The sequence below is a fragment of the Streptomyces sp. DH-12 genome, from assembly GCF_002899455.1.
Classification (GTDB): domain Bacteria; phylum Actinomycetota; class Actinomycetes; order Streptomycetales; family Streptomycetaceae; genus Streptomyces.
This window is the reverse complement of record NZ_PPFB01000001.1, coordinates 5,204,972-5,222,406: the sequence shown is the minus strand read 5'-3', so window position 1 is coordinate 5,222,406 and position 17,435 is coordinate 5,204,972. Positions and strand designations below refer to the sequence as shown.

At 74.3% G+C, this 17,435-nt stretch carries 15 protein-coding genes and 2 tRNA genes; 10 read left to right on the top strand and 7 right to left on the bottom strand.

Going from position 1 to position 17,435, the window contains the following annotated elements:
* Positions 1-10 precede the first annotated feature (10 nt).
* A complete protein-coding gene (locus tag C1708_RS22415) occupies positions 11-1,402 on the top strand; it encodes an FAD-dependent oxidoreductase (RefSeq protein WP_107503093.1) in 1,392 nt (463 codons plus the stop codon).
* 12 nt (positions 1,403-1,414) lie between these two features.
* Here the strand turns inward: C1708_RS22415 and C1708_RS22410 are convergent, their stop codons facing one another.
* The 3 genes from C1708_RS22410 to C1708_RS22400 form a co-directional block, all read right to left on the bottom strand.
* Positions 1,415-2,266, bottom strand: coding sequence for an SMP-30/gluconolactonase/LRE family protein (locus C1708_RS22410; RefSeq protein ID WP_106414350.1), 852 nt, complete (start codon positions 2,264-2,266; stop codon positions 1,415-1,417).
* Positions 2,263-3,036 carry an IclR family transcriptional regulator gene (locus C1708_RS22405; protein WP_106414349.1) on the bottom strand — a complete coding sequence of 258 codons (774 nt, stop codon included), beginning with the start codon at positions 3,034-3,036 and terminating at the stop codon, positions 2,263-2,265. The genes C1708_RS22410 and C1708_RS22405 overlap by 4 nt, the downstream gene beginning before the upstream one ends.
* Before the next feature lie 333 nt (positions 3,037-3,369).
* Positions 3,370-4,242: an ATP-grasp domain-containing protein gene (locus C1708_RS22400; RefSeq protein ID WP_106414348.1), complete on the bottom strand. Its 873-nt coding sequence runs from the start codon at positions 4,240-4,242 to the stop codon at positions 3,370-3,372.
* Positions 4,243-4,516: 274 nt separating this feature from the next.
* On the opposite strand from C1708_RS22400, the gene C1708_RS22395 reads away from it, so the two are divergent.
* Both C1708_RS22395 and C1708_RS22390 read left to right on the top strand, forming a co-directional pair.
* A complete protein-coding gene (locus C1708_RS22395) occupies positions 4,517-5,986 on the top strand; it encodes an acyl-CoA synthetase (protein WP_106414347.1) in 1,470 nt (489 codons plus the stop codon).
* Positions 5,979-7,319: a carboxyl transferase domain-containing protein gene (locus tag C1708_RS22390; protein WP_106414346.1), complete on the top strand. Its 1,341-nt coding sequence runs from the start codon at positions 5,979-5,981 to the stop codon at positions 7,317-7,319. Before C1708_RS22395 ends, C1708_RS22390 begins: the two co-directional genes overlap by 8 nt.
* On the opposite strand, the gene C1708_RS22385 is transcribed toward C1708_RS22390, so the two are convergent.
* Together C1708_RS22385 and C1708_RS36150 are read right to left on the bottom strand one after the other, a co-directional pair.
* Entirely contained in the window at positions 7,316-7,900 is a 585-nt protein-coding gene (locus C1708_RS22385) for a hypothetical protein (protein ID WP_106414345.1), read from the bottom strand. The two genes, C1708_RS22390 and C1708_RS22385, sit on opposite strands and share 4 nt — an antisense overlap.
* On the bottom strand, positions 7,879-8,799 hold the full coding sequence (locus tag C1708_RS36150) for an eCIS core domain-containing protein (RefSeq protein WP_502696080.1): 921 nt from the start codon (positions 8,797-8,799) through the stop codon (positions 7,879-7,881). Before C1708_RS36150 ends, C1708_RS22385 begins: the two co-directional genes overlap by 22 nt.
* A gap of 320 nt (positions 8,800-9,119) precedes the next feature.
* On the opposite strand from C1708_RS36150, the gene C1708_RS22370 reads away from it, so the two are divergent.
* The 3 genes from C1708_RS22370 to C1708_RS34460 all read left to right on the top strand — a co-directional run bounded on the left by C1708_RS22370 (position 9,120) and on the right by C1708_RS34460 (position 11,293).
* Positions 9,120-10,157 (top strand): rod shape-determining protein, encoded by a 1,038-nt coding sequence (locus C1708_RS22370; RefSeq protein ID WP_106414344.1) that lies wholly within the window; start codon positions 9,120-9,122, stop codon positions 10,155-10,157.
* 229 nt (positions 10,158-10,386) lie between these two features.
* Positions 10,387-11,058 carry an ANTAR domain-containing response regulator gene (locus C1708_RS22365; protein WP_198602563.1) on the top strand — a complete coding sequence of 224 codons (672 nt, stop codon included), beginning with the start codon at positions 10,387-10,389 and terminating at the stop codon, positions 11,056-11,058.
* A 64-nt stretch (positions 11,059-11,122) separates the two neighbouring features.
* A complete protein-coding gene (locus C1708_RS34460; RefSeq protein ID WP_198602562.1) occupies positions 11,123-11,293 on the top strand; it encodes a hypothetical protein in 171 nt (56 codons plus the stop codon).
* Positions 11,294-11,335: 42 nt separating this feature from the next.
* Here the strand turns inward: C1708_RS34460 and C1708_RS22360 are convergent.
* Positions 11,336-11,409: transfer RNA gene (locus C1708_RS22360), tRNA-Ile, on the bottom strand.
* Positions 11,410-11,587: 178 nt separating this feature from the next.
* Positions 11,588-11,660, bottom strand: a tRNA-Asn gene (locus C1708_RS22355).
* Between the two features lie 171 nt (positions 11,661-11,831).
* Here C1708_RS22355 and C1708_RS22350 point away from each other — a divergent pair.
* The 4 genes from C1708_RS22350 (at position 11,832) to C1708_RS22335 (ending at position 17,413) form a co-directional block, all read left to right on the top strand.
* A complete protein-coding gene (locus tag C1708_RS22350) occupies positions 11,832-12,137 on the top strand; it encodes a YtxH domain-containing protein (RefSeq protein ID WP_106414343.1) in 306 nt (101 codons plus the stop codon).
* A gap of 38 nt (positions 12,138-12,175) precedes the next feature.
* On the top strand, positions 12,176-13,627 hold the full coding sequence (locus C1708_RS22345) for a xylulokinase (protein ID WP_106414342.1): 1,452 nt from the start codon (positions 12,176-12,178) through the stop codon (positions 13,625-13,627).
* Between the two features lie 124 nt (positions 13,628-13,751).
* Positions 13,752-15,485, top strand: a complete 1,734-nt coding sequence (locus tag C1708_RS22340) for an ABC transporter ATP-binding protein (RefSeq protein ID WP_106414341.1) — start codon at positions 13,752-13,754, stop codon at positions 15,483-15,485.
* Entirely contained in the window at positions 15,485-17,413 is a 1,929-nt protein-coding gene (locus C1708_RS22335; RefSeq protein ID WP_106414340.1) for an ABC transporter ATP-binding protein, read from the top strand. Before C1708_RS22340 ends, C1708_RS22335 begins: the two co-directional genes overlap by 1 nt.
* Positions 17,414-17,435 lie beyond the last annotated feature (22 nt).

Below are 17,435 nucleotides of genomic sequence, written 5' to 3'. Positions count from 1 at the left end.
ACGTCCGTCCATGAGCGGACGTCCCGCCACCGCCGTCGTGCTCGGCGGATCCGTCGCCGGGCTGCTCGCCGCGCGGGCCCTGGCCCCGTTCGCCCGGGTCACCGTGGTGGAGCGCGACGCGCTGCCCGCCGGTCCCGAGCCGCGGCGCGGCGTCCCGCAGGCACGGCACGCGCACCAGCTGTGGTCGGGCGGGGCGCGCGCCCTGGAGGAACTCGTGCCGGGCGTCACCGAGCGGCTGCGGGCGGCGGGGGCCCACCGCCAGCCGGTCACCACGAACATGGTGGTGCTGTCACCGCACGGCTGGTACCGGCGCTGGGACGAGTCCCACCACATGCTGCTGTGCACCCGTGACCTGCTGGAGGCGACCCTGCGGGCCCAGGTGCTCGGCGACCGGCGGATCGAGCTGCTCGACCGGACCGAGGTCCTCGCGCTCGACGGCGCCCGCACCGCCGTCACCGGCGTCCGGATCCGGACGGACGACGGCGCCGAGCGCACGCTGCGGGCCGGTCTGGTGGTGGACGCCACGGGGCGCGGTTCCCGCACCGCCCGGTGGCTGGCCGACGCCGGGCTGCCCGCTCCCGAGTGCCGGGAGGTCGACACCGGGCTGGTGTACGCGAGCCGTCTCTACCTCGCCCCGGAGGCGGCCCGGGACGGCTTCCCGGTCGTCAACGTGCAGCAGGACCCGCGGGCGGGGGGACCGGGCCGCGGCGGCGTGCTGCTGCCCGTGGAGGACGGGCGCTGGCTGGTCACCCTGTTCGGCACGCGGGGCGGCGAACCCACCGCCCGGGCGGCCGACTTCGAGCGTTTCGCCCGCGAGGAGCTGCGGCACCCGGTGATCGCCGACCTGCTCGGCGAGGCGGTCCCGCAGACGGAGGTGGCACTCACCCGGGCCACCTCCAACCGCCGTTTCCTCTACGAGCGGATGACGGCGTGGCCGGAGAACCTGGTGGTGGCCGGGGACGCGCTCGCCGCGTTCAACCCCGTCTACGGCCACGGCATGGCGGTGGCGGCGCGCGGCGCGGCGGCGCTGCGCGCGACGGTGCGGCGGCACGGCTGGGGGACGCCGGGACTGGCCCGCCGCGCGCAGCGCGCGGTGGCCCGGCCGGTGGGCGCGGCCTGGGACCTCGCCCTGGGCCAGGACGTGTTCTACCCGGGGCCGACCCACGACGGCCCGTCCGTGCGGGACCGGTGGCTGGCCGCGTACGTCGGCCGGCTGATGCACACGGCCACCGGGAACGGGCGCGTCGCGCGGCACGTCACCGACGTGACCTCGCTGGAGCGGGGCCCGGCGGTGCTGCTGACCCCGCGGATGCTCGTGGCGGCGCTGGCGGGGCCGCTGAAGCCCGCCCTGACGGCCCCGCCGCTGACGGCCGAGGAGCGCAAGGCGGCCGGCCTGTCGTGAGACCCGGCCGCCTCAGCCCGCGAAGGCGGGCTGGGCGACGCCCCGGCCCGCGCCCGGGACCACCAGCAGGGACCCGGCGAGCGGGTGCGGGGCGGTCAGGCCGACACGGGCCGTGGTGAGGTAGAGGTCGGTCAGCCCGACGCCGCCGAAGGCGCAGGCCGTGACCCGCGGGACGGGCAGCTCGATCACCCGGTCCAGTGCGCCGGACGGGGTGTAGCGGCGCACCGCCGACCCGTCCCACAGGGCCACCCAGACACAGCCGTCGGCGTCCACGGTGAGGCCGTCCGGGAAGCCGGCGCCCTCCTCGATCTCCGCGAGCGGACGGCGGTTCGTGAACGTGCCGTCCTCGGCGACGTCGCACACGTCGACGCGGCGGGTGGGCGTGTCGATGTAGTACAGCAGCCGGCCGTCGGGGCTCCAGCCGGTGCCGTTGCTCACCGTCACGTCGTCGAGGAGCACGGTGACCGTGCCGTCGCCGGTCACCCGGGACAGGGTGCCGCCGCCGGGCGCCTCGTCGTAGCGCATGGTGCCCGCGAGGAGGCTGCCGTCGGGGGCGACGGCGGCGTCGTTGCCCCGGCGGCCGGGGACCGGCTCGCGGTGCAGCCAGCGGAAGGTGTCGTCGGGGTCGAGCAGGCCGATGCCGTCCCGCAGGTTCAGCACCAGGCCGCCGCCCGCGCGGGGCTTGACCGCGCCCACGTGCTGCTCGGTGCGGCGCACGGTGCGCCGGCCGGTGGCGGGATCGTAGGTGTGCACGCGGGAGCCCAGGATGTCGAGCCACAGCAGCCGGCCGGCCGCCGGGTCCCAGGTGGGGCCCTCGCCCAGCTCCGCCTCCGCGCGGACCGCGACGTCGAACGTGTGTGTCATGCCATGCTCCTGTGGCCCAGTCGCTCGGAGAGTTCGGCGGCGCCCTTCACGGCGAGCTGTTCCAGCTCGGCCCGGCGCTCGTCGCTCCAGCGGATCATCGGTACGGAAATGGACAGCGCGGCGACCACCTGTCCGGTGCGGTCGCGCACCGGGGCGGCGACGCACGAGACGTCCGGGTTGGATTCGCGGCTCTCCACCGCCACGCCACGGGTGCGGATGTCCGCGAGGGCCTCGCGCAGGACGGCCGGGTCGGTGATGCTGTTCGGGGTCATCGCGGCCAGCTCCGCGCCGTCGGGGAAGCGCGCGGCCAGTTCCGGCTCGGGAAGGGAGGCCAGCAGCATCTTGCCGACGGAGGTGCAGTGCGCGGGGAGCCGGCGGCCGGCCGCCGACACCATCCGCACCGCGTGGGTGGAGTCCACCTTGGCGATGTAGATGACGTCGGTGTCCTCCAGGATCGCCACGTGCACGGTCTCGTCGCAGGTCTCGGCGACGGACCGGGCGACCTGCTGTCCCTCGGCGGCCAGGTCCAGGTGCTCGGCGTAGCGGGCGCCGAGCTGGTAGGGCCGTACGCCCAGCCGGTAGCGGCCCGGCTGGCCGGCGACCGGGACGAGGTACTTGCGGGCGGCGAGCGTGGTGACCAGCTCGTGGACGGTGGTGCGCGGCAGTCGCAGCGTGCGCACGATGTCGGGGGCGGAGAGCGTGCCGTCCCCGTCGAGGAAGAGCTCGAGTATGTCGAGCGCCCGGGTCACGGCTGGTACGAGTCGTCCCACGACCGGCCCCTCCTAGCGGTCTCGGCGCCTGCGTTCGAAATACCAACAGACGATCGGCATGACGAACACAGGCTAGCGACAGCCCGTCCGGACGGGCAACGCCCTCCAGGGGCGCGGGAGACCGCGCGGTCACCCGCGTACGCCGCCGCCCGCGGACCGCCGCGCCGCCCCTGCCCCACGAGCGGCTCCGCGGCCCGCGCCTTCGCCCCGGCCCGCCCGCCGGAGGGCTCGGCGCCCACCCGGCGGGGGCCGGCCTTCACCGCCCCGGACGCGGCGGGCGACCGTCACGAGGGGTCGCCGAGTTCCCCTGGGGGCTGCTCCAGCGGACGGCCGTCAGCGGCCGGCCGCCTCGATGATCCGCTCCACGACGACCGGCAGCGACTCCGGGTGCAGCCACAGGAACAGGTTCGGCTCGACCAGCTCCAGCTCCATCACCCGGGGCCGCCCGTCGTCGCCGTCCACCAGGTCGACCCGCGCGTACAGCAGCTCGGGCGCCCCTGGAACGGCGGACAACGCGGCGTCCGCGACGGCGAGCTCGTCCGCCGTGGGGGTCCAGGCGGTCAGTCCGGGGTGGGCCGTCTTCCGCTGGTCGTAGGGGGTGCCGGGGGCCAGTACCGGACCCTTCCTGCCGGCGTGCAGCAGCGCCCCGCCGAAGAACTGCAGCGCCCGCTCCCCGCCGCTGTCGATGGCCCGCACGTACGGCTGCACCATCGCCGTGAGCCCCTCGTCGTGCATGCGGCGCACATGCCGTACGGCGGTGTCGTGCTCGTCGGGGGTGTAGCGGGCGGCGAACCGGGCGCCGGCCCCGGAGGCCGGTTTGACCACGAACTCGTGGCCGTCCGGGAGGTCGACGGCGTCGCCGGGCGCCAGGTACCGCGTGTCCACCACGGGCACCCCGGCCCCGGCGAGGTCCGCGAGGTAGCGCTTGTCGGTGTTCCACCGCACCACGTCCGCCGGATTGGCCAGCCGGGTCAGCGCGCCGCACCGCTCCGCCCACGCGGTGAACTCGGCCGCCCGCCAGCTGTAGTCCCAGGTGGAGCGGATCACGGCGAGGTCGAACCGGCCCCAGTCGACGCGGCCGTCGTCCCACACCTCGGCGGACGCCTCCGCCCCGGCCTCGTTCAACGCCCGCACCAGCACCGGGAGATCCCGGTCCTCCGACACGTCGGGCTGAGGCGCGCAGGTCACAAGCGCGATACGGGGCACGGGCGACTCACTCCTTGCTCGAACGGCTGATCGACCGAGAGGCTAACAGTTCCGTCTCCGTACGGCGGGATCGCCGTCACGGCGGTGCCGGCGGCGGCGCGGCCGGCGATGACGGCACCCGGCCGGGGCGTCCGGCTGCGCACGAGCCCCGGCAGCGGGCCCCGCTCCGCTCAGCCTCCAGGAAGGGTAGGACACCCTGGACGCAGCGGGCACCCACCGGCCCCGGCCGCGCCACGGCGGCCGTCCGACGACAGCGACCCAAGGAGAACGACGCGTGTCCTCTCTCTTCCCGGCCCTCACCGACGACCCGGCCGGCCCCTTCGCCGGCCGTCCCGCCCTGCGCTTCGGCGAGCGCTCACTGACGTACGGGGAACTCGCCGCCGCGGCCGGCGCGGTGGCCGGAGACCTCGAGGGGGTGCGCCGGGCCGCCGTGTGGGCCACGCCGGCCCTGGAGACGGCGGTCGCGGTCACGGCGGCCCTGCTCGCCGGGGTGGTGGTGGTCCCGCTCAACCCGAAGTCGGGCGAGCGGGAGCTGGGCCACATCCTCGGCGACAGCGCCCCCGACGTGCTCCTCACCGCGCCCGGCACCCCGCTGCCCGCCGCGCCGGCCGCCCTGCCCCGCGTCGACGTGGACCCGGACCGCGGCGCCGGCCCGGGCTCCGTGCCCGACGACCGGGAGCGGGATCCCGAGGACCCCGCCCTGATCGTCTACACCTCCGGCACCACCGGCCCGCCCAAGGGCGCGGTCCTCCCCCGCCGTTCGGTCGCCTCGACGCTGGACGCCCTCGCCGACGCCTGGCGGTGGACCGACGGTGACGTGCTGGTGCACGGCCTGCCGCTGTTCCACGTGCACGGCCTGGTCCTCGGCACGCTCGGCCCGCTGCGCCGCGGCGGCTCGGTGCGCCACCTGGGCCGGTTCACCACCGAGGGCGTGGCCCGCGAGCTGAACGACGGCGCGACCATGCTGTTCGGCGTGCCGACGATGTACCACCGCATCGCGGAGGCGCTGCCCGCCGAGCCGGAGCTGGCGCGGGCGCTGTCCGGGGCGCGGCTGCTGGTGTCGGGGTCGGCCGCGCTGCCGGTGCACGACCACGAGCGGATCACGGCGGCGACCGGGGCCCGGGTCGTCGAGCGGTACGGCATGACGGAGACGCTGATGAACACCAGCGTCCGCGTCGGCGCCGCGTCCCGCCCCGGCTCGGTGGGCGTGCCCCTGCCCGGGGTCGAGCTGCGACTGGTCGAGGAGGACGGCACCCCGGTGACGTCGTACGACGGCGAGACGGTGGGCGAGATCCAGGTGCGCGGGCCGAACCTCTTCACCGGGTACCTCGGCCGTCCGGACGCCACCGCCGAGGCGTTCACCGCCGACGGCTGGTTCCGCACCGGCGACATGGCGGTCCGCGCCCCCGGCGGCGACGTCCGCATCGTCGGCCGCAAGGCCACCGACCTGATCAAGAGCGGCGGGTACAAGATCGGCGCGGGCGAGATCGAGAACGCTCTGCTGGAGCACCCCGGGGTGAAGGAGGCGGCCGTCACCGGGGAGCCGGACGCCGACCTGGGCGAGCAGATCGTGGCGTGGGTGGTGCCGGCCGACCCGCAGTCGCCGCCCGGCCTGGAGGAGCTGGCGGACCATGTGGCGGCGCGCCTCGCCCCGCACAAGCGGCCCCGGGCCGTCCGCCACCTCGACGTGCTGCCCCGCAACGACATGGGCAAGATCATGAAGCGGGCGCTGGCCCATGGCTGACCGCCTCTCGGCCCGCGAGGCCCTCGCCCTGGTCACCGACACGTTCACCGAACTGCCGCATCCGGAACGGCGGTCGGGACCGGACGGCCCGCTCGGCTGGCCCGGCTACGACGCCTCCCGGGCCCGCGCCGCCGCACGCACCGGCGAGGACGAGTCGGTGGTCTGCGGGGTCGCGGACGTCGAGGGCACGCGGGCCGTGCTGATCGCGTTCGAGTTCGGCTTCCTCGGCGGCTCCCTCGGCGAGGGCACCGGCGACCGTCTGGAGGCGGCGTACGCGCACGCCGTCGCCCACCGGCTGCCGCTGGTGTCCCTGGTCGCCACCGGCGGCAGCCGGATGCAGGAGGGCATGCTCGCCCTGACCCAGCTGCAGCGGGTGGCGCGCGCGTCGGCGCGGGCCCGGGAGGCCGGGCTGCCCCGGATGGCCGTGCTGCGGGACCCCACGACCGGCGGCGGCTGGGCCACCCTCGGCGCGGGCGCGGACGTCGTCCTGGCCCTGCCCGGCGCACAGGTCGGCTTCGCCGGCTCCCGGGTCCGCCCGCCGGACGCCGACCCCACGGCGTACACGGCCGAGGCGCAGGTCGCGGCGGGCGCGGCGGACGCGCTGGTCCCGCCGGAGGAACTGCGCACCGTCCTCGGCCGCTGGCTGCGGCTGCTGGCCCGCCCCTGCGCCGAACCGGCCCCGCCGCCGCGCGCCCTGGGGGCGCCGGACCTGCCGGCCACCGGCTGGGACGCGGTCCGCCGGGCCCGCTCGCCCCGGCGCCCGCGCGCCGCCGCCTACCTGGACGCGTACTTCACCGCGCGCGTCACGCTCTCCGGCGACCGCTGCGGCGGCGCCGACCCCGACGGCATGCTCTGCGGCTTCGGCGACCACGAGGGCCGTACGGTCGCCTACGCGGCGCAGACCGGCACGGCCACCCGCCCCGCCGGCTACCGCACCGCCGCCCGTCTGGTCCGCCTCGCCGACCGCCTCGGCGTACCGGTGCTGACCCTGGTGGACACCCCGGGCGCGGCCAACGGCGCGGAGGCGGAACGGCAGGGGGCGGGGGCGGCCATCGCGGACCTGTTCGACGCCGTCGCCACCGCCCGCACCCCGCTGACCACGCTGGTCATCGGCGAGGGCGGCTCAGGCGGCGCGCTGGCGCTCGCCGCGCCGGGCGACACCTGGGTCACCCCGGACAGTTACTTCTCGGTGATCGCCCCGGAACTGGCGGCGGCGATCCTCAAACGGCCGCCGAAGGAGGCGGAGGCCACGGCGGACGGTCTCCGCATCCGGCCGCAGGACCTGGTGGAGCTGGGGGTGGTGCGGGGGGTCGTGGGCCCGGGGGGAGCTTAGGCGGCCAACTCCGCCCGGGCGGCCGCGTTCTCACCGGGCAGGGGCTTTCCGGAGCGGTTCTTCACGAGTTCGGCCTTCTCGACGAAGAGCTGGAAGAGGAGCTGGCTGGGGCCCAGGTCACGCACGGAGCCGCTGGCGCTGCCCTGCGCGATGCCGATGCTGCAGGGCTCCCTGTCCTCGGCCTTCACACCGATGTACCCGCCCAGGGTGCCCTCGTTCTTCGTCGCGTTCTGGTACGTCCCCTCCTTCTGGTTCGCTTGGCGGATCAGCTCGTTCTTGTAGCCCGGACCGAGTGCCATGTGGTCCGGGTGGAAGAGGAGCTCGTGGGCTCCGGGCTTCAGGATGAACTTGAGCTGGACCGCGTAGGAGTCGCCCTTCATGTCGTAGTAGGCGTCCGCCTGCCCCTGATCGCCGAGATGGGCCCCGATCGTCAGCCCGGTGAACTTCTGCTGCCGGAAGTCCTTCGCCGTGCCGGCCCCGCCCGCTATGTACGCCGTGAGCGCGTCACGCGAGGCCTGGTCGCCCCAGTACGTCAGGGCGCTGTAGGCCTCCTCGCAGCTCATGGAACGGTAGAGCTCCATCCGTCCGGACGTTTCCGGCTTCTTCGCCAGCTCGGCGAGGAGCCGGGGGCCGACGACCGTGATGATGTCGTCGATCCTGCGCACCTTGCCGGCCTTGAAGCCCTTCGCCTTCTCTTGGCCTCGGTCATCAACTGGTTCTTCGCCGTGGCGGACTTCTTGTCCTTCCCGCCGACCCCCGCCTTGTCCTCCCAGTACGTGTCCGTCAGGAGCTCCTGCTCGCTCCCCGCCCGCTGCACCGGGAGCGCGCCCCCCGCCGCGACGGGTGCCGCGCTCCGCTGCACCTCCGCGGTCATCGCGGGGCCGGCGGCCATCACCCGCGCCGCGTTGGCCTCCGCCTCCCGCTCGAAGCGGTCCGACGGGTCGGAGACCTTGAGCCCCGCCCCGTTGTCGGTCCCGGCGACCGGCCCCTGCCGCTGCTGGATGACGTGCGTGAGTTCATGGGCGAGGGTGTGCCGGTCCCCGCCGCCGTCGCCGATGACGACATGGCTGCCGGAGGTGTAGGCGCGGGCGCCGACCTCCGCGGCGGACGCCCTGGCCGCGCTGTCGTCGTGGATGCGGACGTCGGAGAAGTCCGCGCCGAGGCGGGCCTCCATGTCGCTGCGGGTGGTGTCGTCCAGGGGACGTCCGGAGGTGCGCAGGACGTCGTGCACCGCCGGCCGCTGCACGGGCCGCTCGCCGGCCGGGGCGTGACCGCACCCGTCGGTGTGCCGGCGCCGCTCCTCGTCGCGCAGGTGACCGGCCTGCCGGAGCATCTGCACGACCGCGGCGTTGCCGGCGCTCGCCTGAAGCCCTTTCAGCCCCACGGGCGCCGGGGCCGTACGGGACGTCACGGCAGGGCCGGGAGACCGCAGCGCCTGCTCGTCGGTCTTCTGCGCCGAGCGGGGTTTCTTCGGACTCACGGGATCGCCTCTTCAGAACGTCGGGGCCGTCGCCCGTCGTGGCCTGGGTTCTGCAGCATTATCAGGAGAGCCACCGGCGCGGATCCGCCGTTCGGCGCCCGGCGGCCCGGTCTCTGCCCGGACGTCCACCGGGTCGTGCAGCGAACCTGCCCTTTGAGGCAGTTCCGGCCGCCCCCGCGTCGTCGCGGACCGACGGGACCCCCGTTCGGCGGCCCCTCGCCTGGCCCCCCAGGAAAGGCGCCCGCCCCCGCCCGGCACACACGATGCTGTCAGGCCCGCCGCCCGGCGGACCTCCGGCCGCGCACTCGGGAGGAACTGCCGTGACCGCCAGTCTGGAGCAGCTGCGCCGCTGCCACTTCGCCGTCGACCTGGGCGCGGCTCGCACCCGGGTGTACGTCAAGGGCGCCGGCCTCGTCGTCGACCAGCCGTCCGTCGCCGCCGTGAACACCCGTACCGGAGCGCTGATCGCGGTCGGCGAGTTCGCCGAGAAGATGACCGGGCGCACCCCCGACTACATCCGCGTCGTCCGGCCCGTGTCCGGCGGCACCGTCGTCGACATCGAAATGGCGCAGCGGATGCTGCGTCAGCTCATCGGCGACCGCACCCGCCGCGCCCTGCGCCGCAGGCCCCGGCTGCGGGCGGCCGCCTGCACCCCCCACGACGCGGACCCGCTCGCCCAGCGCGCCGCGATCGAGACGCTGGTCGGCCTCGGCGCCCGCCGGGTGGAGCTGGTGGACACGTTGATCGCGGCGGCCGTGGGCTGCGGGCTCCCGGTGGAGCGGCCCGAGGCCACCATGATCATGGTGTGCGGCGCGGCGGCCACGCAGGTGGCCGTGCTGTCGCTCGGCTCGATCGTGCGGGCCGAGCGGATCCCGGTGGGCGGCGAGGCGGTGGACGCGGCGATCGTGCAGCACCTGCGCCACCAGCACGAACTGATGCTCCCGAGCCAGTCCGTCCGCCCGCTGCAGCTCGCGCTGGAGGGGAACGGGCTGACCCCGGAGGGGCCGGAGGTCACGGAGATCCACGGCCGGGACGTCGCCACCGGGCTCGCCCGGTCGGTCAAGGTGGACACGGCGGCGGTGCGGCGGGCCATCCAGACGCCGCTCACCGCCGTCCTCGACGGCATCGGCAAGGTGCTGCGGGGCTGCCCGCCCGACCTGGTCGCCGACCTCGCCGACCGCGGCATCATGATGGTCGGCGGCAGCGCCCTGCTGCCGGGCCTGGACCAGATGCTGCGCGAGGCGACCGGCATGCCGGTGCACATCGCGGAGCGCCCCGAGCTGTGCGCCGTGGAAGGGCTCGGCGCCATGCTGGAAGGACGTATCGCCCCGATGGTCCTGGACCCGCTGGGCGCCTGAGACGCCCCGCGGCCCCGTGCCCTCCCCTCCCCCGGCCTGCCCGCGTCCGTGCGGGCGGGCCGTCGCGCGTTCCCGGTCATCACGGGGCACGGTGTGTGTACCGCGGTCCAGGGCGGGCAGGCGCATCCGCAGCGCAGCAGTACCGTGCGCAGCCTCTCGTGCGGGCGCCGGCGGCGGCCGGGGCCGCCGGGACGGCCGGGCCACCCACGAGCACCGACAGGGCGGTGACATGACTTCCGCGGCATCGTTCCCCCCGGGGAGGCAGGACACCTTGGTCATCAGCGGCCGCATGGACGCGGACCGGGCGCTGCTCACCCCGCGCGGGGAACTGGTCCGCGGCTGCGCCCAGGCGCTGGCCGAGAAGCTGGCCCAGCTGCCCGCCGGCACGGCGCGGGTCGACCTGGACATGAGCGGCGTGCACTTCATGGACACCGCGGGGCTGGAGTTCCTGGAGGTGCTGCGCGACCACGCCCGCCGGCATGCCATGCCGGTCACCACGGCCCGCTGGAGCGGCCAGCCGCGCCGCATCCTGGAGCTGGCCGGGCTGGACACCGCGGACCCGCTGCGCTCCCCCGCGCCGCGCCCGTCGCCCGCGGGGTCGGCGGTGGCCCTGGAGCGCCAGGAGCGGCTGCGCCTGCTCCAGGAGGAGGTCGAGCAGCTGCGGCAGGCCATCGCCTCCCGCCCGGTCATCGACCAGGCGCGCGGCATCCTGATGGCGACGCACGGCTGCACCTCGGACGAGGCCTGGCACATCCTGCGGGAGGCGTCCCAGCTGTCCAACACCAAGCTGCGCGTCGTCGCCGAGTCGCTGACGGCCTGCGCGGGGGCGGAGGGCGTTCCCCCGCCCCCGGAGGTGCGCACGGCGCTGGCCCGCGCCCTCGCCCGCCGCGCGGCACGGTGACATCGCCGCGCGCGGGGTACCCGTGTCGCCGGACGGACGGGACCCGCGACAGGAAGGCGGCACGATGAGCGAGCACACTCCGTCCCAGGCCGAGGGCGACCGGGACGACAGCGAATGGACCACCCCCGACGTGGTGCACACCACGCCCTCGCAGGCGGAAGGGGAACGCGACCCGTCGGACGCGCCGACGCAGTCCGACGACAACGCCGTACAGGGGACCCCCGGAGCCGGATGACCCGGCTCGGGGGGGCGGCGGTTCCGGGGGAACCGTGAGGGGTGGGGCGGGTGGGACTCGAACCCACGGCCGACGGATTATGAGTCCGTTGCTCTAACCGGCTGAGCTACCGCCCCATGGCGGCGTGTCGCGTACATGTGTGCGCGCCGTCTGCCGCAGCATAGCCGCTCATACGATCTCCTGCTTCGGATGGGTCGGCTGCGTACGGCCCTGTTGACCATGAGGACCGTGCCGCGCCCCGCGCGGTTCCACCGGACATGAAAAAGGACCCCTGCGGGGTCCTCGTTCAGCATGCTCCCCCGACTGGACTCGAACCAGTAACCTGCCGGTTAACAGCCGGCTGCTCTGCCAATTGAGCTACGGAGGAATGCCTCGTTCTGCATCGAACGCACCTGCCTGGGTATCCGCCAGGGGGCGCGCGCTCGCTGCGACACATACATTAGCGCAAGCAGGGGGGTGCTCCGCCAATCGGTACTCCCCGGCCCGTCGCCGCGCCGGATACCCATGCAGACTGGAACAACGGGAAGGGTGGCCGCCAATGCGTTACCGGCTCACGTTCGTCGTCGGAGCAGCCCTTGGTTACGTGCTGGGCACGAAAGCCGGGCGCGAGCGCTACGAGCAGATGAAGAGGTCCGCGCTGCGGCTGGCGCAGAACCCCGCGGTCCGCAACACCGCCGAGACCGCGGCCCAGCAGAGCCGTGAGTTCGCCGACAAGGCCTACCACGTGGTGAGCGACAAGGTCGGCGACCGCATGCCCGACTCCGTCGCGCAGCGCGTCCACGCGCTGCGCGAGCGCTCCGCCCACGGCCCGGCCGAGGACGACTGGGGCACGAGCAACACCTGACGCACACCCCACCCCTCCCCATGCGGCAAAATCACCGTATGGGGATAGTCGCCGGGCTGGACAGTGCGCCCGATTTCACTCGCATCGTCGTCTGCGACACGGACACCGGGGCCGTGCTCAGGCAGGGGTACGCCCCGCACCCGGTGCAGGGTCCCGACGGCGGCCGCTCCTCGGACGTCGACCCGCAGGCCTGGCTGCTGTCACTCGGCGAGGCCGCGGGCGGCGGACTGCTGGAGGGCGTGCAGGCCATCGGCGTGTCGGCGCAGGCGGGCGCGCTGGTCCCGCTGGACGCGCAGGGCGGCACGGTCCGCCCGGCGATGACCGGGGGCGACAAGCGCGCCCAGGTCGCGGCGGCCGATCTGGTCGACGCGTTCGGCGGGCGGGAGGCGTGGGCGCAGGCCGTGGGCTGTGTGCCGGGCGCCGCGCAGCCGGTGACCAAGCTGCGCTGGATGGCCCGTACCGAACCGGAGAACGCGGCACGGACGGCCGTGCTGCTGCAGGCGCACGACTGGCTGGTGTGGCAGTTGCTGGGCCGGCCGGTGCGCCGGACCACCGACCGGGGCGGCGCCTCCGGCACCGGCTACTGGTCGGCGGCCACCGGCGGTTACCGGCCCGACCTGGTGGAGCTGGCGCTCGGGCACCAGGCGATGCTGCCCGAGGTGATCGGTCCGGCGGAGGCGGCCGGCACCACCCCCGAGGGGCTGATGATCTCCGCCGGCACGGCGGACACGATGGCCGCGGCGTTCGGCCTCGGCATCGGGCTCGGCGACGCGGTGGTGTCGCTGGGCGCGTCCGGCTCGGTGATGGCCGTGCACCCCGAGGCGCTCGTCGACCGCACCGGCATGATCACCTCGCTGGCCGACGCCACCGGCATGCACCTGCCCGTCGTCACCACGCTGAACGCGGTGCGGGCGCTGCGCGGCACCGCGGAACTGCTCGGGCTGCCGGACCTGGAGAGCCTGTCCGACCTGGCGATGAAGTCGACGCCGGGTGCGCACGGGCTGGTGCTGCTGCCGTACCTGGAGGGCGAGCGCACCCCGAACCTGCCGCACACCGCCGGGACCCTGGCCGGGCTGCGGCGGGAGTCGATGAAGCCGGAGCACCTGGCGCGGGCGGCGTTCGAGGGGATGCTGTGCGGCCTCGCGGACGCGCTGGACGTGCTGCGCGGCCGGGGCGTGGAGGTGCGGCGGGTGTTCCTGCTCGGTCCCGCTGCCGAACTGCCCGCCGTGCAGGCGGCGGCGCCCGCGCTGTTCGGCGCGCAGGTCGTCGTGCCGCAGCCCGCGGACTACGCGGCGACGGGCGCGGCCCGGCAGGCTGCCTGGGCACTCGGGGTGTCGCAGGGCGCCCTCGACCCGCGGACCCCGCCGGTCTGGCCGGGTCCGGTGGCGCAGGTGCTGGACCCGGGCGAGGAGCTGGCGGTGGGTCAGGCCGTGCGCCAGCAGTACGTGGCGGTGCGCGAGCAGACCCACCCGGGGGCGTTCCCGCGGTAGGCGGCCGCGCGGAGGGACGGCGCGCCGGGGCCCGTAAATGACTTGAGGTAACGCCGGTGGAGTGCCCGACGATAGGGGCCACGGGCGACCGCATGGCCCCGCCGTCCACTCCGAGAGAAGCAGCGTGCTCATACGACTTCTGCGTGACCGTCTACGGCCCTACAAAAGACCCCTCGCTCTGCTGGTGGCCCTGCAGTTGCTGCAGACCTGCGCCACGCTCTACCTGCCCACGCTGAACGCGGACATCATCGACAACGGTGTCGTCCGAGGTGACACGGGTTACATCCTCGGTTACGGCGGCCTGATGATCGGCATCTCGCTGGCGCAGGTCGTCTGCAACGTCGGCGCCGTGTACTACGGGGCCCGGACCGCGGCGGCCCTGGGACGGGACGTGCGCGCCGCGGTCTTCGACCGGGTGCAGTCCTTCTCCGCCCGTGAGGTGGGGCACTTCGGCGCGCCGTCGCTGATCACACGGACGACGAACGACGTCCAGCAGATCCAGATGCTCACCCTGATGACGTTCACCCTGATGGTGTCGGCGCCGATCATGTGCGTGGGCGGGGTGGTGCTGGCGCTCGGACTCGACGTGCCGCTGTCCGGCGTGCTGGTCGCGGTGGTGCCGGTGCTGGGCGTCTGCGTGACGCTGATCGTGCGCCGGCTGCGGCCGCTGTTCCGCACCATGCAGGAGCGGCTGGACACGGTGAACCGGGTGCTGCGCGAGCAGATCACCGGCAACCGGGTCATCCGCGCGTTCGTGCGGGACGCCTACGAGCAGCGGCGGTTCCACGGGTCCAACACCGAGCTGACCGATGTGTCGCTGCGCGCCGGCAACCTGCTCGCGCTGATGTTCCCGGTGGTCATGACGGTGGTGAACCTGTCGTCCATCGCGGTGGTGTGGTTCGGCGCGCACCGCATCGACAGCGGCGGGATGCAGATCGGCGATCTGACGGCGTTCCTCGCCTACCTGATGCAGATCGTCATGTCCGTGATGATGGCCACGTTCATGTTCATGATGGTGCCGCGCGCCGAGGTGTGCGCCGAGCGCATCCAGGAGGTGCTGGACACCTCCTCGAGCGTGGTGCCGCCCTCCGCGCCCGTCACCGAGCTGCGCCGGCACGGGCATCTGGAGATCCGGGGCGCGGGCTTCCGCTACCCGGGCGCCGAGGAGCCGGTGCTGCGGGCGGTCGACCTGGTGGCACGGCCCGGCGAGGTCACCGCCGTGATCGGCCCCACCGGCAGCGGCAAGTCCACGCTGCTGGGGCTGGTGCCGCGGCTGTTCGACGCGACCGACGGCGAGGTGCTGGTCGACGGGGTGCCGGTGGCGGACATCGACCCGGCGCTGCTCGCCCGTACCGTCGGGCTGGTGCCGCAGAAGCCGTACCTGTTCGCGGGCACGGTGGCGACCAATCTGCGCTACGGCAACCCGGACGCCACGGACGAGGAGCTGTGGCACGCGCTGGAGGTGGCGCAGGGCAGGGACTTCGTGGAGCGGCTGGAGGGCGGGCTCGACGCGCCGATCGCGCAGGGCGGGACGAACGTCTCCGGCGGCCAGCGCCAACGCCTCGCGATCGCCCGGACGTTGGTGCGGCGCCCGGAGATCTACCTCTTCGACGACTCCTTCTCCGCGCTCGACTACGCCACCGACGCGGCCCTGCGCGCGGCGCTCGCGCGGGAGACGGCCGAGGCGACGGTGGTGATCGTCGCCCAGCGGGTGGCGACCATCCGCGACGCCGACCGGATCGTGGTGCTGGAGGAGGGCCGGGTCGTCGGCACCGGGCGGCACCACGAACTGATGGCGGACAACGAGACCTACCGGGAGATCGTGCTCTCCCAGCTGACGGAAGCGGAGGCGGCCTGATGGCGGGGCCAGGGGGCCGGATGACGGCCGGGGTCGCCCCCGGCCAGCGGTCGATCGACTTCAAGGGGTCCAGCAAGCGGCTGCTCGCCCGCTTCGGGCCGGAACGCCTCACCCTGTACGGGCTGCTGTCCTGTGTCGTGGTGAGCGTGGCGCTCAGCGTGGTCGGGCCGAAGATCCTGGGCCGGGCCACCGACCTGGTGTTCGCGGGCATCGTCGGCCGCGACATGCCGGAGGGCGCCACCAAGGAGCAGGTGCTGGAGTCGATGCGGGAGCGCGGCGACGGCGACGTCGCCGACATGCTCCGCTCCACGGACTTCACGCCGGGTCAGGGCATCGACTTCACCGCGGTGGGGAACGTCCTGCTGCTCGCGCTGGCGGTGTTCGGTGCGGCCGGGCTGCTGATGGCGGTGGCGACCCGGCTGGTGAACCGGGCCGTGAACCGCACCATGTTCCGGATGCGCGAGGACGTGCAGACGAAGCTGTCGCGGCTGCCGCTGTCGTACTTCGACCGGCGGCAGCGCGGTGAGGTGCTGAGCCGGGCGACGAACGACATCGACAACATCGGGCAGACGCTCCAGCAGTCGATGGGGCAGCTGATCAACTCGCTGCTCACCATCATCGGCGTGCTCGCGATGATGTTCTACGTCTCCTGGATCCTGGCGCTGGTCGCCCTGGTGACGGTGCCCTTGTCGTTCGTCGTCGCCACGCGGGTCGGCAAGCGGTCGCAGCCGCACTTCGTGCAGCAGTGGCGCTCCACCGGCACGCTCAACGCGCACGTCGAGGAGATGTACACCGGGCACGCCCTGGTGAAGGTGTTCGGGCGGCAGGAGGAGTCGGCGCGGAAGTTCGCCGAGGAGAACGAGGCGCTCTACGAGGCCGGGTTCAAGGCGCAGTTCAACAGCGGCGTCATGCAGCCGCTGATGATGTTCGTGTCGAACCTCAACTACGTGCTGGTCGCGGTCGTCGGCGGCCTGCGGGTCGCCTCCGGGGCGCTGTCCATCGGGGACGTGCAGGCGTTCATCCAGTACTCGCGGCAGTTCTCGATGCCGCTGACGCAGGTCGCGTCGATGGCGAACCTGGTGCAGTCGGGCGTCGCCTCCGCCGAGCGGGTCTTCGAGGTGCTCGACGCCGAGGAGCAGCAGGCCGACCCGTCGCCCGCCGAGCGGCCGGAGCGGCTGCGCGGACGGGTGGCGCTGGAGCACGTGTCGTTCCGCTACGACCCGGAGAAGCCGCTGATCGAGGACCTGTCGCTGACGGTCGAGCCGGGCCGCACGGTGGCCATCGTCGGACCGACCGGCGCCGGCAAGACCACGCTGGTCAACCTGCTGATGCGGTTCTACGAGGTGTCCGGCGGGCGGATCACCCTGGACGGCGTGGACATCGCGCGGATGACGCGGGACGAGCTGCGCTCCGGGATCGGCATGGTGCTGCAGGACACGTGGCTGTTCGGCGGCACCATCGCGGAGAACATCGCGTACGGCGCGTCCCGTGAGGTCACCCGGGAGGAGATCGAGGAGGCGGCCCGGGCGGCGCACGCCGACCGGTTCATCCGCACCCTGCCCGACGGGTACGACACCGTCATCGACGACGAGGGCAGCGGGGTCAGCGCGGGCGAGAAGCAGCTCATCACGATCGCGCGGGCGTTCCTGTCCGACCCGGTGATCCTGGTCCTGGACGAGGCGACGAGTTCCGTGGACACCCGTACCGAGGTGCTGATCCAGAAGGCGATGGCCGAGCTGGCGCACGGGCGGACGTCCTTCGTCATCGCGCACCGGCTGTCGACGATCCGGGACGCGGACACCATCCTGGTGATGGAGAACGGCGCGATCGTCGAACAGGGCGCGCACGACAAGCTGCTGGCGGCGGACGGCGCGTACGCCCGGCTGTACCAGGCGCAGTTCGCGCAGGCGGTCGCCGAGGTCGACTGACGCCCCGGGCGCCGGAGGGACC